The 16,159-nt window shown below is 27.0% G+C and carries 23 protein-coding genes; 5 read left to right on the top strand and 18 right to left on the bottom strand.

Features of this window, described 5'->3' with window-relative positions; translation table 11 throughout:
- Positions 1-31 precede the first annotated feature (31 nt).
- The 16 genes from CSPA_RS04950 to CSPA_RS04880 all read right to left on the bottom strand — a co-directional run bounded on the left by CSPA_RS04950 (position 32) and on the right by CSPA_RS04880 (position 10,323).
- Positions 32-1,519 carry a M6 family metalloprotease domain-containing protein gene (locus tag CSPA_RS04950; RefSeq protein ID WP_015391112.1) on the bottom strand — a complete coding sequence of 496 codons (1,488 nt, stop codon included), beginning with the start codon at positions 1,517-1,519 and terminating at the stop codon, positions 32-34.
- 467 nt (positions 1,520-1,986) lie between these two features.
- Complete coding sequence (locus CSPA_RS04945; protein WP_015391111.1) at positions 1,987-2,592, bottom strand: tyrosine-type recombinase/integrase; 606 nt, start codon at positions 2,590-2,592, stop codon at positions 1,987-1,989.
- Positions 2,593-2,607: 15 nt separating this feature from the next.
- Positions 2,608-2,793 (bottom strand): hypothetical protein, encoded by a 186-nt coding sequence (locus tag CSPA_RS04940; protein WP_015391110.1) that lies wholly within the window; start codon positions 2,791-2,793, stop codon positions 2,608-2,610.
- 225 nt (positions 2,794-3,018) lie between these two features.
- Complete coding sequence (locus CSPA_RS04935) at positions 3,019-3,411, bottom strand: hypothetical protein (RefSeq protein ID WP_015391109.1); 393 nt, start codon at positions 3,409-3,411, stop codon at positions 3,019-3,021.
- Between the two features lie 174 nt (positions 3,412-3,585).
- A complete protein-coding gene (locus CSPA_RS04930) occupies positions 3,586-5,949 on the bottom strand; it encodes an nSTAND3 domain-containing NTPase (RefSeq protein ID WP_015391108.1) in 2,364 nt (787 codons plus the stop codon).
- 136 nt (positions 5,950-6,085) lie between these two features.
- Complete coding sequence (locus CSPA_RS04925; RefSeq protein WP_015391107.1) at positions 6,086-6,331, bottom strand: hypothetical protein; 246 nt, start codon at positions 6,329-6,331, stop codon at positions 6,086-6,088.
- Between the two features lie 113 nt (positions 6,332-6,444).
- Complete coding sequence (locus tag CSPA_RS04920; RefSeq protein WP_015391106.1) at positions 6,445-6,600, bottom strand: hypothetical protein; 156 nt, start codon at positions 6,598-6,600, stop codon at positions 6,445-6,447.
- Between the two features lie 26 nt (positions 6,601-6,626).
- Positions 6,627-7,343: a hypothetical protein gene (locus CSPA_RS04915; protein WP_015391105.1), complete on the bottom strand. Its 717-nt coding sequence runs from the start codon at positions 7,341-7,343 to the stop codon at positions 6,627-6,629.
- A complete protein-coding gene (locus CSPA_RS04910) occupies positions 7,336-8,175 on the bottom strand; it encodes a helix-turn-helix domain-containing protein (protein WP_015391104.1) in 840 nt (279 codons plus the stop codon). Before CSPA_RS04910 ends, CSPA_RS04915 begins: the two co-directional genes overlap by 8 nt.
- 75 nt (positions 8,176-8,250) lie before the next feature.
- Positions 8,251-8,514, bottom strand: a complete 264-nt coding sequence (locus CSPA_RS04905) for a hypothetical protein (protein ID WP_015391103.1) — start codon at positions 8,512-8,514, stop codon at positions 8,251-8,253.
- Between the two features lie 23 nt (positions 8,515-8,537).
- Complete coding sequence (locus tag CSPA_RS04900) at positions 8,538-8,720, bottom strand: hypothetical protein (protein ID WP_015391102.1); 183 nt, start codon at positions 8,718-8,720, stop codon at positions 8,538-8,540.
- 91 nt (positions 8,721-8,811) lie between these two features.
- Positions 8,812-9,003: a hypothetical protein gene (locus CSPA_RS30455; RefSeq protein WP_015391101.1), complete on the bottom strand. Its 192-nt coding sequence runs from the start codon at positions 9,001-9,003 to the stop codon at positions 8,812-8,814.
- Positions 9,004-9,183: 180 nt separating this feature from the next.
- The gene (locus CSPA_RS04890) at positions 9,184-9,393 is read right to left on the bottom strand and encodes a hypothetical protein (protein ID WP_015391100.1); all 210 of its coding nucleotides are present in this window, start codon (positions 9,391-9,393) and stop codon (positions 9,184-9,186) included.
- A gap of 32 nt (positions 9,394-9,425) precedes the next feature.
- The gene (locus CSPA_RS29965) at positions 9,426-9,590 is read right to left on the bottom strand and encodes a hypothetical protein (protein WP_015391099.1); all 165 of its coding nucleotides are present in this window, start codon (positions 9,588-9,590) and stop codon (positions 9,426-9,428) included.
- 56 nt (positions 9,591-9,646) lie between these two features.
- Complete coding sequence (locus CSPA_RS04885; RefSeq protein ID WP_015391098.1) at positions 9,647-10,078, bottom strand: helix-turn-helix domain-containing protein; 432 nt, start codon at positions 10,076-10,078, stop codon at positions 9,647-9,649.
- Positions 10,079-10,110: 32 nt separating this feature from the next.
- A complete protein-coding gene (locus CSPA_RS04880; RefSeq protein ID WP_015391097.1) occupies positions 10,111-10,323 on the bottom strand; it encodes a helix-turn-helix transcriptional regulator in 213 nt (70 codons plus the stop codon).
- 162 nt (positions 10,324-10,485) lie between these two features.
- Between CSPA_RS04880 and CSPA_RS04875 the strand changes: the two genes are divergently transcribed.
- The 3 genes from CSPA_RS04875 (at position 10,486) to CSPA_RS04870 (ending at position 11,948) form a co-directional block, all read left to right on the top strand.
- Positions 10,486-10,824, top strand: a complete 339-nt coding sequence (locus tag CSPA_RS04875) for a helix-turn-helix domain-containing protein (RefSeq protein WP_015391096.1) — start codon at positions 10,486-10,488, stop codon at positions 10,822-10,824.
- Between the two features lie 222 nt (positions 10,825-11,046).
- A complete protein-coding gene (locus tag CSPA_RS29960) occupies positions 11,047-11,193 on the top strand; it encodes a hypothetical protein (protein WP_015391095.1) in 147 nt (48 codons plus the stop codon).
- Complete coding sequence (locus CSPA_RS04870; RefSeq protein ID WP_015391094.1) at positions 11,151-11,948, top strand: hypothetical protein; 798 nt, start codon at positions 11,151-11,153, stop codon at positions 11,946-11,948. The genes CSPA_RS29960 and CSPA_RS04870 overlap by 43 nt, the downstream gene beginning before the upstream one ends.
- A gap of 147 nt (positions 11,949-12,095) precedes the next feature.
- Here CSPA_RS04870 and CSPA_RS04865 read toward each other — a convergent pair whose 3' ends face one another.
- Entirely contained in the window at positions 12,096-12,812 is a 717-nt protein-coding gene (locus tag CSPA_RS04865) for a hypothetical protein (RefSeq protein WP_015391093.1), read from the bottom strand.
- A 16-nt stretch (positions 12,813-12,828) separates the two neighbouring features.
- A complete protein-coding gene (locus tag CSPA_RS04860) occupies positions 12,829-13,764 on the bottom strand; it encodes a DUF4747 family protein (protein ID WP_015391092.1) in 936 nt (311 codons plus the stop codon).
- Between the two features lie 176 nt (positions 13,765-13,940).
- Between CSPA_RS04860 and CSPA_RS04855 the strand changes: the two genes are divergently transcribed.
- Together CSPA_RS04855 and CSPA_RS04850 are read left to right on the top strand one after the other, a co-directional pair.
- Complete coding sequence (locus tag CSPA_RS04855; protein WP_015391091.1) at positions 13,941-14,438, top strand: ImmA/IrrE family metallo-endopeptidase; 498 nt, start codon at positions 13,941-13,943, stop codon at positions 14,436-14,438.
- 102 nt (positions 14,439-14,540) lie between these two features.
- On the top strand, positions 14,541-16,154 hold the full coding sequence (locus tag CSPA_RS04850) for a recombinase family protein (protein ID WP_015391089.1): 1,614 nt from the start codon (positions 14,541-14,543) through the stop codon (positions 16,152-16,154).
- The last annotated feature ends 5 nt before the right edge of the window (positions 16,155-16,159 follow it).

Here is a 16,159-nt window from a genome sequence, read left to right as displayed (position 1 = left end):
AAGTCTAATTCTCTAGCTTATAAAAACATTCTTATCCAATCTTGAATTGGATATTAATATCAGGTTTTGTAATATTCGAAATAACAAACCCAGAATCACTTCCATCCCATTCTTTACTTGATGGATTAGTGTTGTTTGAGACTGTTATTCCACTGCGTTCACCGAATAAATCACCTTTATCTCCATAGTTTACATCTCGTTCCAAATCTCGCTTACCATCTGCCTGCAATAATGCACATTGATAATGTTGTTCTGGTGTACCTTGTTGCCACTCATTAGAACCGTTCTTATCACAATGATAAATAGCAAGACCACTTGATGGTAAATATTTATCCAAGTCGAATGTTGCTCGATTTTCAATGATAAAATATTCATCCGGCTTGGATGTCTTATACTTCATAACAGTATTATATTCCCCATGTTTAGCAATATATGATCCTGCCTCATTGAGGTTTGCTTTATTATCACACCAATCAGCCAAATCCCTTAAATATGCACAAATAGGAGAAGGTGTTCTACCATTGTTTAGATGATTACCTGAACCCATTAAACAATAAATGCTTAGTCCTTTACTCTTTATATTATCCCCATCTCTTTTTCCATAATCATATAGATCTGCGAAACGGCAAAGTAAATGTCCTGATTCATGACAAAAAGTTCCTATACTCATATTATCAACATCCTTGCCTACGCTAGATAACATGTAAAAACCAGTTTTTATATCATTAAACTCTATACTTTTATATGAATTATGTGGCCATAGTGCCCCTTCATAAACTGTTTCTCCTGCGTAAAGAAAATTTACTGCATCAACTATCCCCTCTTTTAGTGAATCGTATATAGAAAGATCAATATTTAAATTATTTACTACTATATTCATTACTTCGTCTATAAAAGATTCATTGATATAATAATTACGTCTATGAGATAATTTGATAGGTCCTATAACATCATTGCTATAATCTAACTTTCCATCAGAAACAGTTTTAAAATATTTATTCACTGAGCAATAATTCCCATTCCGATTGTAATTTTCTCCATTCAACATTTGTTCTACATCATATGGAGTGATATTAGTTGAAATATCAGCAAACTCTACAATAACTGTTAATCCCTTGATTTTTCCATTGTTTCTTTTGCGTCCTGCAAGCAAACCATCACTCTCAGTTTTAGTTCTTTCTACATTATCATTTGTGTTTTTTTTTAAATCAATATCTTCTATATTAGAATATCCACTATTTGAATAGTTCTTTTCAAACTTTTCTTTTCTAACTTCTGTACTTTCTTTTAAATGAGGAGTTACTCCTTCTGGAATCTCTCCAGTTATACTTTTGCCAGTAGATACTAGTTCTCCATTTTCTAATTTCGCATAGCAATATTTATCCAGCCTTGGATCATAAATTGCTGTATATCCATCTAACGATTCACGTCTTGCGTAAAATTCATCACCAAATACGCGCAATTTTATTTCTTCATCTCCAGATTGAAATGTTAAAATTTCGTCAAGTATATTACTCATTTATAAGTGCTATCTAAAACTTACAAAATTCTATATTTAAAATATTCTTAATTAAGTATATTAATATTTCAAGTAATAGATATAAAATTTACTTGTAAGCTTTATTAACACATTCACCTCACTTTCATACTTTATAAATTTATCTAAATTTTGCTTACATTAATATTGTTCATATATATTCGTAAGTTTATTCAAAGTCAGTATAAGTATATATTTCCCTATCAAAAAAAATATGGTTATTCTGTAGTTTGCAACCTAAAAAAAACAATATGTTTCTTATCATTATAATACGAATACTACTCGTTTTATTGAGTTCAATATTCATATTTTCTTGTTTGAATGTTTAATTATCATGGGGAATCACACATTCATTTTAAAATATCTCTACTTCTATATGTCTTGATTTTTTAACCTTGAATGTTAATAGCTTCAAAAATTAAACATTCATAGCTAAAAATAAAAAAATATCATCTCACAAAATCACTTAACGACTTTGAATATTGATGATATTTTTCTTTATCTAACCCAATGTATAGTTCTGTTTCTTGTGTTGTTCTATGACCTAATAACTTTTGGACAGCTACAATATCTTTATCACTTTCAATATATATTTTATATGCATATGTTTTTCTCATACTATGAGCAGATATATCATATAAACCAAAATATTCTCCAGCTTCTTTTAAAATATTACTAACTGCTTGTACTCCTATATGCTTATTTACACCTTTCCTGGATTGAAATATATATTCATAATCCTTTTTATCTCTGATATATTCTTTCAGCAGCTTTGCAACCTTTGGTATTATTTCAACTGTTCTAGGCTTCCTATTTTTTTCTCTAATATTTTTTGAATTCTTTTTCTTTCCCTCAAAAATAGTAAACTCACTTTTCTTAAGAGCTTCTCTTATATCTCTTGCTTTTAGTGTTACTAAATCACCTGCTCTATAGCCTGTTGTTATTCCAACTACAAATAAAATATAATCACGTTCATTTCTATATTTTAAGTAATCTTGAATATCAAGTACTTGATCTGTTCTTACAATAGGTTTAGCAGGTCTTTTTCTTCCCATATCACTTCACCTGCCTCACCTATTCCTTTCATCATTTTTAAAGCACTCTTCTATATCTTTTTTAGCAAAAGGATTATAATATACTTCTATTTCTTCACAATTATTTTTATTAGCACATCCTTTACAGCAATTTGCAGGAGATTTAGCACATACAACTTCATTTCCTGCAAACCTAATATTTAATTTTATTCTCTTATACATGATCTACCTCCTTACAATAAAAATTTGCATAATAAAAAGCACCTGAATTAAGTGCTTTAAACATCATAAACGGATATTAATAATTTGTGATATTTTAATTATTTCTTTAACCAAATACAGTATATAATATTTTTTGGGTACTGAATAGGTACTTTTGCTGCTACCTTTGTGATACCTTTCCTGCTACCCTAGCTGACACCTTTATGGTACCTTTGTTGCTACCCATTAAGCTAATTTTAGCTTTTCAAACGCCCTATCTATCGATTTTTTAATACTTTTTCTTGATTTAAATAATTCCTGTGCTGTTAGTGTTATACTTTTCTTTTCTATAAATACTCTTCTAACTATTTCTGCTTCATCTATATCTAATCTTTTTAATGCATTATCAATTCTCTTATTAGCAATCTCATTAAATCTTATTCTCTTTTCCAATGTCTCTATTTCATTCATAACATAATCATTATTTTTACAATTCATAGAACTTTGTACTTTTTCCTCATAGTTCATTGCTCCAAGTTGCTCACCAATTTTTAATTCTTCAACTTTCAACTTCATATCATCAATTTCAATTTCTCTTAATTTATATAATGCTAATTCTTTTTTTATTCTTTCACTCATGTTTTTTCACCTATCCCTCTTTAAATTTCTATGTTATAATTTAGATAGGTTGATTAGAGAACTTACGTTCCAAAGTGTATTCTCTAATTTAGTGAAGGTGTTCATGATGAACACCTTTTTATTAATATACAAAAAAATACCATAGGTTAAATTCCCACGGTATCTTTAGTTTCATTATAAATTAAAATCTCTATTAAATATATTTTCTATCTCATTATTATAATTTGTTCCTATTAGTCTATCTTCCCTATATCTTTCATACTCATAATCATCATCATAGTCTCGCTCTCCCTTTTTTAATTCAATGGCATCTAAAACATGTTCTTTTAAATTATATTCATCAAAATTTATATTGTTTATATACACCATTTCTATATCTCTAATAACATTATATTTTATATTTTCTATAATTTCTTCAAGTTCAGCTATAATCGCATCTTTAACATCACTATATATTCCATCTTCATCTAATTCAAATTCATCATAATAATTACCGTTACTATATCGATTAAAGTCTAAGTCTCCTATAAAATTACTTATATTAAATTTATCTATATAATTTTCAAATTCTTCTTGAATGCAACTTACAGATATATCGTAAAAATCATATAAAAATTCATTGTTTGCTCTATCATAAAGTCCGTTAACAAGTGAAACCAAATCCTCCAAATCTACACTGTAATAAATTTTTGTAATAAATTCTTTTTTTATTACATATTGATCTATATTATAAAAATTAAAAAATGGTTCTTCTAAAAAATTATATATAAACAGCCTTTTTCTAATGTTTTCATCATCTTTGAAACTTTCATTGTCAATATTCTCAATATAATTATGTATATATTGCTTATGCTTTTCATCTAATATCTTGTATTTGCATATATAATATATCCACAACGTCTGAATATTTACAATATTCATATTACTTAATTTATTAATTTTAAGGCATAAAAATCTATTGTTATCTATTCTTTCTTTTATAGCTTCATCAAAAGAATCCTTTGAATAACATCTTTTTATTTGATCAAAATACACTATTGATTCTCTTATTCTCTCTAATTCTGCTGAATTCTCATAAAAAATTGATTTTAGATAATCATTTACTGATGGATTTAATACTGAAATTTCCCTTGTACCATTGTTATCAATTATTTTAATCATTGACTTATTTAACCTTATAATTGTATCTTTAAAATTGTTCACTGTTGTGTCAATAGCGCTTTCTAGTATCCGTTTATTAAAGCATTCCTCGATTACACTTTCACTTATTGTTGTATCTGTTAACGAAAATAATGTTAACATAAACAATCTATCAATTTTATCTATCCTCTCTTCGTATTCAATTCTCCAAATTTCTTGGGGATTATCTAAATATGATAGAATAAAATCAAAATACTCGCTTGGCTCTATATTTTTATAACGTTCCTTTTGTGTCACATACTCTATTATTCTTGGATTATAATTTCTATGACTGATAATTCTATTATAATTTTTATTATTTTTTATACTGTCATAATATTCCTTACTAACATTATTGAAATACAAATGATTATATAATATTCTGGCCTTTTCAACTAGACTTATATTATCCATATCCATTACATGAATTCTAACTTTTTTGTTAATTACAAAGTTTTCAAACTCTTGTGACTTTTTTTGGGCTTGGTTCAATATAGTAATTCTTGAATTTAAAATTATTTTTTTGCTTTTATTATTATTCACATACTTAATTATATCTATTAATTCTCTCTGCTGAGATTCTTTTATTTTAAAATAATATTGTCCTAAACAATCATCTAATAATATTATTTCATTTAACTCTCTATCGACTGATAACGATTTTTTTATATTATCTATATCACCATTAGTTGTATATCTAACTCTGTATCCTAGAGTAGCATAATATAATATAATCATCTTTGATATAGTTGTCTTACCCACCCCTGGTGAACCTGCTAATATTAAGGAACCAAACTTTTCCAGAATATCAATTCCTATATCATAAGCTTGTGTTCTTACATAATATTTGCTTTCATTATTAATGTCACTTAGTAAGGTTTCACAATCTATAAACGTATTTTGATTATTTATTTCAGATAATATATTTGAAGAATATAACCACAGTTTATAATGTTTCCTAACAATATCAATATTTCTCTCTTCTCTTAACAAATCATCAATTTCTTTGAGAGTAATTATATTTTTTTCAGAATCCATATATTTTTTAAACAAATTATATATATCCTTAATATCATTTGGCCCTAGTTCTTTAGTACAACACACGTAATACTCATTTGGATTTAGTTTATCAACTTTTTCAACCTCTTTTTTTAAAGAACTTTTTAACATCGGAACAGTACTATTAATATAATGTTTGACTTGTACAATTATGTTATTTTCAGAATCATAATCTTTAAGATCTATTCCTCCATCTACTCCTGCTCTGAATGATCTAAATTTTATATTTAGCATTCTCTCCATCACATCTTTACATAATTCTTCAAGTTCTATATCATCTAAATTACTATAATTAAACATATTATCTCCTTACATCCCCATTAATTTAATATTTTTGTTTAATTCCCATAAAATATATAAATAATTATAGCATATTCTGTAATTACCGTACTATATTCAATTTTCAAAGATCAAATTTATTATGTTAATCTATTTGCTACTTCATATCTACAGCTTCTGTAATATACCAAACATCAAACATCTCTTCTGGCTGCACATAAGTACAAGTTTGCCAAGTACCTATTACTGGATTAAAAAATTTTAGTTTCTTCTTATTAGCAAAATCATCAAGTTTATAACTATGCTCACTGTTCCTGCTAGTTATAATTACATTATTATCAATCTTTCCCCAGGCTTCATTAAACATATATTCTCTTGTTTTATCAATCCTTGGAATACCCATATTTCCACCTTATTTCTATAAGGGGATTGCTCCCCTATATATTTTTATTTGCAGTAACCTTAACATTAACAATCATGTAATCCCTGCCAATGCTCCTAGTCCTGCAAGTACTTTTAATTTACTATCTTTCTTATATTTTTATAAAATACTGCTTTTTCTTCTTCTGAAAGTCCTTCAGTAAATTCTTCAAATATTTCTTTTAATGTTTTATCAGGTTCTTCAAAATGAGCTTTAATAACTTTTTCTATATTTTCATTTAGCTTGTCCATTTGTAAGACCTCTCTTTTATAAAATTTTATGATACTTTTCTAACGCATTTATAATAAAATGCTGTCCGTTTCCCATTCCATGACACGTTTATTGTTTCACCATTATTATAGATACTCTTTATTTTACCTATTTCTTTACTTCCCTCATATTCAATTTCTACAGTATCATCAAGATTGAATTCTATATGATCCTCATCTGATTCTGTAATTTTATTATTTGAATCTGTATTTTCATTATGGATTTTTGTACTGAAAACCTCATTTTCTTTATACTTTGGTGCTTGTACATATTCTAATATCCAGCCTTTAGGACTTATAACAATTGTTTTTCCTTTCTCTTGTATTATTATATTAGCATCACCTTTACGCTTTATATATTCCGTAACATTCAAAGCTTTAAGCCTTTGCAACTGCAATTCATTTAATTCTCTATCTTGATTTACAACTAAAATTTCATCACCCGGAAGCAATGCCATATCCTTTCTAAGTTCTAGCTCTTTTACTCCATCACCATTAAAATATAAAGTTTTATCGTCAAGCTCAACAAGTAATGATCCACATACTTGCTTAACTATCCTTGCTGCACTTGATTGATATAAATTAATAATTTCTGCAAATTTATCTCTATGACTTTTGACTACTGGTATATTTTCTTTTTTAGGCTTTTGAGAAAAGTTAAGTTCTAAATCAAATATGCTTATTTGACCTTCTAAAATCTCATTAAATTCTCTCTTCTTAATCATCTTTATCCCAACCTAATAGCTTATTTTCCAAATCGTCATAATCATATTCCCTTGCTTTGAAATTATTAAATCTAAGTGGTTTGACATCATTACTTTGAGTAACTTCAATTGCCTTTTCTTTATCTGCATAATTTCCTTCTAAAACCTTAATGAAATTATTTGGTTTTACTAGCCAATCAAAGGTAATAGTCCAGCTTTTATTATTCTGCCCTTTTAAGAAATCGCTATATTTAATATTTTCTATGGCTTGAAGAATTTTATCTTGTCCGTATTCTTTAAGTCTTGCATTCAGTAATTTATATCTGTTAGTGCCTTTATTTATAGAAATTAGTTTTTGAAGTCCCAGCTCATTCCACTTATCTATTACTTGTTGCACTTTAGTGTTACTAACTATATCTTTAGATATAGTATTATTATCTAATGTATTATTAATTGTATTATTAGTTATTGTATTATTATCTTTTAACTTTTCTTCAATAGGGGTACTTAACTTATCTTCAACACCCTCATTAATAAAAGTTGGATACCCATTTAATTTTTCTTCTATACCTCCTACAACAATTGTTAAATACCTGTTTAATATTTCTTTAGTGCCTTCTTTATATATAATTTGAGATCTTATATAGCCTTTATCAACTAACTGTTTTATCCATTTTGAAATACTTGTTTTACTAACTCCATATAACTGTGCAAAATATGTATTTGCAGCCCAACAATATCCCTTTTCATTAGCTAGTGCTGTTATCTCGCCATAAAGAAGTTTAGCATTTGCAGTTAGGTTTTCATCATAACGAACATTAGCTGGTATTATAGCAAAATACGATTTATCCATAACATACCTCCTTATTTCTTAATTTTTATATCTATATCACTTTATGATTTAATTTCAAAATATTCTAGAATTAAATTAAGAGTAGGAATAGTATTCTAGAAATCTCTGACAAGCTATCTTAATGGATTCATAAACTTTACTTTTGGGATATTTATTACTATCAATATTTACATGAATCTTTATAGCATTTGATGAATCTAGTACTGTATCATCAATTACTTCAAAGCCATTTCCTATAGGATATATTAATGTCAAATCGATTGGATAAACTTCCTTTAACTGCTCTTGAATTAATTCATCTTGATCAGTTTCTAATTGTGAACTATCTATATTTTTCATTATCCCTACCTCCACTAAAAATCTTACTTGCACTTACTTAAGGCAACATAACACCTTTTAAATATTTCTATAAATTCTTCAGGTGTAGTTTTTTTATTAAAACTTGTCCTATTAAATCTTATGTCTTCTCTTGCCATAGCAAAAATAATATTGTAATTTTCTTTGCTAATTTTTGATTTTAAGTCACTTAAAAATTCTAAAACCATTTACTTTTCCTCCATTTAAATTTATAATGGAGATACGGATTGCCGTCCGTATCTCAAACAATCGTGAACCTTTATATAAGGTTCTTTTTTATTAATAAAGTTCATCTTCTTTCATGTTTTTATGTTCATAGAAATCAATGCATTCTTTCGTTTTTACATCAATAAAATCAACATACAGATCTCCACATTGATTAAAACTTACTTCTCCTACCTTTACTACATAGGTATCATCAAGTAATTCATTTTCAACTTCGATTTCTCCATTTTTTATTTGCTTCCACATACGCCTTTTTCTTTCTGGAGTATAGATTATTGTATATTCGCATTTCTCTGAATCACTTTTAAGAACGTCATAGCCTATTTTCCATAGAATTTCTATTATGTTAATTTCTAATCCCTCCTCAATGATATAAATTTAATTATTTTCTACTAGAAATCATTATAAATACTCTTGATCGAAAACTTAGCCCAATTTATCCATTGAAAGAATAATTCCTACTATTCCAAGAAAAATTCCTATTAATGATAAGATAACTTGCAAAATCATCATTCTTTTTGTAATTAATATTAAGCATTGCCCTTTATTTAGTGTTTCTTGATCACTCTTCTTTTTCAATAATATTTTCTCTCTGCATTGGTTTATTTCTTTATCTTCTTTAATTTTTTCATTCATTCTATTCTCCTTTTAAATATGTTTAAAATCAGTTAATTTGCTTTTAATATCTTTAAAGCATTATCTAAAATCTGCATTCTTAGTTCTGGTGGACACATTTTCATAACAGCAGCAACTTGCAGTTCCGCCATTAAATCATTAAATCCTTTCTTATCTTCCAATCCAATTATTGTTACCTTCAATTCATCACCTTTCATATATCTTCCTCCATAAATTTAAATCATTTCATAATATGTTTTCTTATTTCAATGTGTTACCTAGCAAACTTTATAGTTATAATTGCACATACCATTTCATCAAGTATTTTCATTATCATTTCCCAATCATCTTTTTCATTTTCATCAATTTGACCATCACGTGAAATCTTAACTATTAATTTCTTAATAGTTTCTAAATCTTCAAGCTCATCTAAAAAAGTTAAGACTGCTTCAGCTAGATATTTAATTTGTATATTAGGAAAAAGTTCTTTTCCTATCAAAGTTTTTTGATAATGCTGCAAAATTAAATATGGACGATTATATATTTTAGCCATATCAATTACTATGTTTTCTGGTGGCGTTCTCTTCCCTCCTTCATATGCTCTTAAGCTATCAACAGATATATCTAGTAGCTCTGATGATTTTTCTTGAGTCAAGCTTGTATTCTCTCTCGCTATTTGGTAAATATTTCTGTAGTTTTGTACCATTTCTTTCCTCCATTATATGTACTAAAATATAGTTAAATTAACTTTAAGTTGTTTTCATTTTTAAAAAAAATTTCTTCAATTGTTGTATTATAAAATCTAGCTAAAGAATAGGCTACTTCAATAGACGGTTTTCTTTTTCCTTTTTCCAGCATTCCGTAAAAACTAGTAGTTTTATGTATAACTTTAGCTATTTCTTTTTGAGTCAATTCATTTTGATTTCTAAACTCAAGCAATTTGTTATTCACATTTTTCACCTCATTCATTCAACTTTAAGTTGTTTGTTTGTTTAAAGTATATATAACTTAAAGTTGTTTGTCAACGAATTTATATAACTTTTTGTTGAATTGATTTTAATTAACAACTTTTAGTTGTAAAATATAACTATAACCCTTAGAGAGGAGATCAATATGTTGCTAAAGGATAGATTAAAAGAATTAAGGTTAGAACGTGATTTATTACAAAAGGATATTGCTCAAATCTTAAACTTAACAACAAGTGCTTATGGGTATTATGAGCAAGGTAAACGTGTACCTGATTCTGAAACAATAAAAATATTATCTAACTTTTATAATGTATCCTCTGATTATTTATTAGGAATGTCCGATGTAAGAAATTATACTAAAGATTCAAATATCACTATTGCACTCAATAGTGATACAGATTATGATGAACTTCCAAAAGAAGCTAAAGATGAAATTAATAATTTTATTGAATATATAAAACAAAAATATAAAAATAAAAAATAAGGTGTTCTTCACAAACACCTATTTTTTTAAGTCCATATTACAATATTTTGTCATAGCATAATGTTAATCTAATTTACGAGGGATTATTGCCAAATAAATATAATATATATTTATTATATGTTTATTATATATTTATTATAGGAAATGTATCGAATAATTAAGTGGTTAAACTTAGTTTAATAGTCTATAATATAATTAAATAGATTTAGGAGTTGGATGTTTATGTTTAAATTAATTAAAACATTAAAAGACATTAAAGAAAAACAGCAACTTATTGAAGATAGGCTAAATAAGAAAACCACTAACTTTAATAAGGAGTGGAACAAATGGGGAAAGATAAACACAGAGACAGGGAAGAAATTACCTTAATAGATTTTCTATACAAGGATACAGATTTAATAAATTCATTCTATTCACAAATATTTGGTGGAGATTTAACTAACGTTGTAAAATCAGAACTTTCTACTGATGAAACCAATAGTTTAATAGAAGGTAATGGCGGATTTATTAAAGGTAATATTTCTTCAAAAAATTCAAATAATGAAAATATAACTCACAACATCAATCCTTACGATCATAAAGTTATTGAACTACTAGAAACCTTTAACTTGAAGAAAACTACTTTAAGCGAAGCTGCTTCTGGTACAATAATTGCAATTGATGGTACCCTTACATATAGAAATTTTGATGTTGTTACTCAAATAATACCATTCGCTACAAAAAATAATCTAGTGCCAGAATTTAACACTCCCGTCAACCCTAATTTAAAAGGAAAATCCAAACAAAATACACTAGGAGCAATGATTTATGATATGATTAAATTAATACCCTATGGATTAGAATTTGGATTAGACACCCCAACGAGAGAAAGTGCCAATTGCATTTTAAAACAAGACTGTTTGACAATATCACCAGATGATCTGTTTAGATCATACGGAATCAGCATTCCTAATTCTTGGACAGTTATTGGTATATTAGACACTACAGAAGTCAGAAATAGTACAAATATTCACGAATTTAGGCAATTGATAGATTCTTCTAGCGCTACATTTTCTTCTATGGTTTTAAATGAAAATACAAATATAATACGACCAATTGCAATATATCGAAAATTAGTAGTTTAATTACATTATTCAAAAGTATCAAAGGTAAAAATAAGGGGTCTAACTTGACACCTTATTTTTTAATATTCCATAACTCACTATAATTATTTAAAATGTTCTGTTCTTCTAATAAATATATAGTACACTTATTAAATATTCTCTTTTATACTATGCCCCATAGTAATCTTCAAAATACTTCTTAATCTTGTCTTTATCCTCTAACTCCATTTCATCAACCATTTTAAATAATATTTTAAGGAAGTCCTCTTGCTTTTTATCCTCTAAAATTTTTGATAATATATAATCTATTCTTATTTCGTTAGCCTTATCATATATGCTCTTCTCATTTCTGCTTACTTCTTTATATATGTCCTTAATATGATATAATTCAATGCTATTATAAATTAATGATATTGTATAAAACACTAAGAATGAAAAATAATATATATTAAAAAGTAATATTATATAGAATGTGTATTTATTTATATAAATATTTGAATAAAGAAAGAAATGCTCTGTAAAAAAAATCACACTGCCGAATCCTAGGTTTATAGTTAAAAATTCAAAACTCAGCATTATTTCTTTTATTGGATCACCAGTAACCACATTTTTTATTGAATTTTTAAACTCGTCATCCAGCAATCCAAGAATAAATGCTACTCCTGCTAATATAATTCCTATCATCGCTAACAAACCTGATGCAACATATATAGTTATATTCTGAAAACCAGGTTTATAATTATTAAAGTTTTCAAATAAATCTAATTTTAAGATTGATAACATTAACACTATTATTATTACTATAGCAAATGATATCTTACATTCAGAGCTTTTATAGTCATAAAAATCCCTATATTTTTTATTTTCTATTATTTTTTCAATCATTTTCACATTCACCTACTCAAATGATTTTTAGTATTAGGCTTTTGCAATAATCTGCAAACATCTTATCTCCAACAATTGTATCTGGCATTCTATATTTTATTATTTTAGTATTATTAGTATTATATACAGTTCCATCCATACTAACGGCCTCAACCTCAACATATCCATTGCTTGTTGATTCTTCTGTCGATAATTTTGTATGTATTGCAGACATTTTATCCAACTCTTCACTTATCTCTTTTGATTCAGAGTTTAAACCTCTTAAATCTCTTGATTTAAATAATATACTTTTTTCACTTATTCTTCCCATACCCATATCTTTTAATCTTTCTTCAGCATCCTCTCTAATAGCTTTCAATAAGTCACCATTAGGATTTGGAGGTATTATATTTATTCTAATAGTTTCAATATTTCTAAGCCTTTTTAGATCATCTTTAATATTATCTAAAGAAACTCCATTTGTTAGTAATTTTACTTTGAAATATTCACCATTCTGGCTATCATCCATTGAACAACTATTTAATAATCCCTCAAATGCATTACAGAATTCCTTATATCCAAATCTATTAGTAGTATAAAAGCAAACTATTTCTTTAGTCGGATAAAAGCAAAATCCTGATAATTCATCACTATCAAATGCTTTGGTTTTCTTTTTTCCAGTCTCTTTATCAATATTATTAATAAATATTTTTGATGTTTTAATTACAGCTCCAACCAATACATCACTAGGATCATTATCAAATTTATTTATTCCTGTAAGATAAAAATTATATTCTTCTACACGAGTATCTCCATTTAATATACGTGTAATAACATTCTTGTAGTTCTTCCCATTTTTCATATCACTGAATAACTTTTTCATTACATTTTGAGGTGTTTCCACTCCATCATATATTTCATATATTTTACTTGAATTTATACTTACTTTCGAAAAATATAAAGTTTTACTCATTTATCTTCACTCCAATTTCAATTTTACATTTTTCCCCATATATTTATATATTATATCATGTCTTAATATAATTTACTAATATTATATGACATAATATTTAATACCCTTCCCTTGAACATACGTTCCCATTGTATTATAATAATATCATTAATACTGATAATGGCGGTGATCGACTAATGAGAAAATTAAATGAAATTTTTTGCATTATTGAAAAAGAGAAAATATATCTTGAAGAAAGAAATCTTAATCAGTCTTCATTTAATGGAATTTACATTAAAGCTCCAGATTTTCCTCCAGTTATACTAGTAGAAAAATCTATTATTAATGATAGGTGTAAATATATATCTGTTTTAGCTGAAGAGCTAGGGCATCATTATACTAGTGTAGGTAATTTAACTATTACATCTAGAAATTATTCTGAAAAACTAATGAAAAATAAGCAGGAGCATAGAGCCAAATCATGGGCTGCTAATTTTCTTGTAAGTGATGAAGAATTTGAACAAGCATTATGCAATTGCATTTCTAATCCTTCTGATATTTGTGATTCTTTTAATATGACTCATGAAATGCTAAAATATAAAATTCATTCCATAGTTCTAGATGAAAATAGATATAAACGTATTAGATCTGCATTAATGAAAAAGGAAGTCTCATATAATAGTTGTGAAATATAGTATTTTCCCTACTACTTTTTAATAAATATATGTAGTTATACTCAATTAACTTAACTTATTTATAAAACTACAATCAATGTATAAACACTTTGGAGGTATACTATGAAAGCAGCTATTTATTCAAGAAAATCAAAATTCACTGGTAAAGGTGAAAGTGTAGAAAATCAAATAGAGCTATGTAAATCTTATGCTAAAAATAATGGCTATGATGAATTTTATATATATGAAGATGAAGGCTTTTCAGGTGGTAATATAAATAGACCTGAATTTAAATCTATGATGAAGGATGCCAAATATAAAAAATTTGATGCAATTATTTGTTATAGGCTTGATAGAATTAGTAGAAATGTTTCTGACTTCTCCTCTCTTATTGATGAATTAAAAGCTCTTAGCATAGATTTTATTTCAATTCGTGAGCAGTTTGACACTTCTAGTCCTATGGGTACTGCTATGATGTTTATTAGCAGCGTATTTGCTCAATTGGAACGTGAAACCATTGCTGAACGTATTAAAGATAATATGTATGAGCTTGCTAAAACTGGGCGTTGGCTTGGTGGTACTCCCCCTTTTGGTTTTTCTTCTGAACCCACATATTATTTAGATAATAATTCAAAGCAAAAAAAGATGATGAAATTATCTCCTATTGATGAGGAAATATCTTTAGTTAGAATTTTATTTGAGCAATATTTATCTCTTGGAAGTCTTGGAAAACTTCAAAAGTATCTTATTCAAAATAATATAAAAACCAAAAGAGATTCTAACTGGGATATAAAAGCTCTGCAGCTTTTACTTAGAAATCCTGTTTATGTTAAATCCTCTGATCTTGTAACAAGTTATCTTTCTACTAAAGGAGCAACTGTCTTTGGTGATCCAAATGGTAATGGAATCTTAAGCTATAATAAGAAAGATTCTAAAGATAAATATAAAGATATCAGCGAATGGATTCTTTCTGTTTCAAAACATGAAGGTGTAATTATGGATAACTTGTGGATTAAAGTTCAAAGACAATTAGATAAAAATAAAGACCTTGCACCAAGACTGGTTAATGGCAGCGAATATGGTGTATTTAACTCAGTACTTCAATGTGCCAAATGTGGTGGTAAGATGATTCAAAAACAGGGCCATACCTCTAAAAAAACTGGAGAAATTCTTAGATACTATATATGTACAAATAAAATTAACTCCACAGAAACTACCTGTGATTCTAAAAACGTAAGACTTGATATATTGGAAAAGCATGTTATGAAGGAACTTTTTAAAGCTACTGCTGATAAAGGATCACTAATTAAAGCTATTGAAGAATACAAAAAATCTTTAGAATCAGAATATATTGATAAAGATAATATTAAAACTTATGAGAAACAAATTTCTCAAAAAGAGCTTCAGGTAAAAAACTTAATTGATAAACTCTCTTTAAATCCTAATATTTTTGATCTACTTTCTTCCAGAATTGAAGAATTAAATAAAGAGCTTAAAGAATTGAAATTTAAAAAGTTCGAATTAGAAAATACTAATAGCAATTTAAAAGCAGCCATTAAAGAAATTGATGCTTCAACTTCTATGATTTTAAATTTTAAAAGCATGTGGGAAAAGGCTGATTATTCTATGAAAAAGCTTCTTATAAATTCCCTGGTTGATTATATTTCTTATAATTCAGACACCATGGAAGTAGTCATAAAGCCATTTTGCACTAATAAAAAAAAAGGCGCTCTTTAATGTAG

It is taken from the genome of Clostridium saccharoperbutylacetonicum N1-4(HMT) (genome assembly GCF_000340885.1).
Taxonomy (GTDB): Bacteria; Bacillota; Clostridia; order Clostridiales; family Clostridiaceae; genus Clostridium; species Clostridium saccharoperbutylacetonicum.
This window is presented reverse-complemented; position numbering and strand designations above follow the sequence as displayed.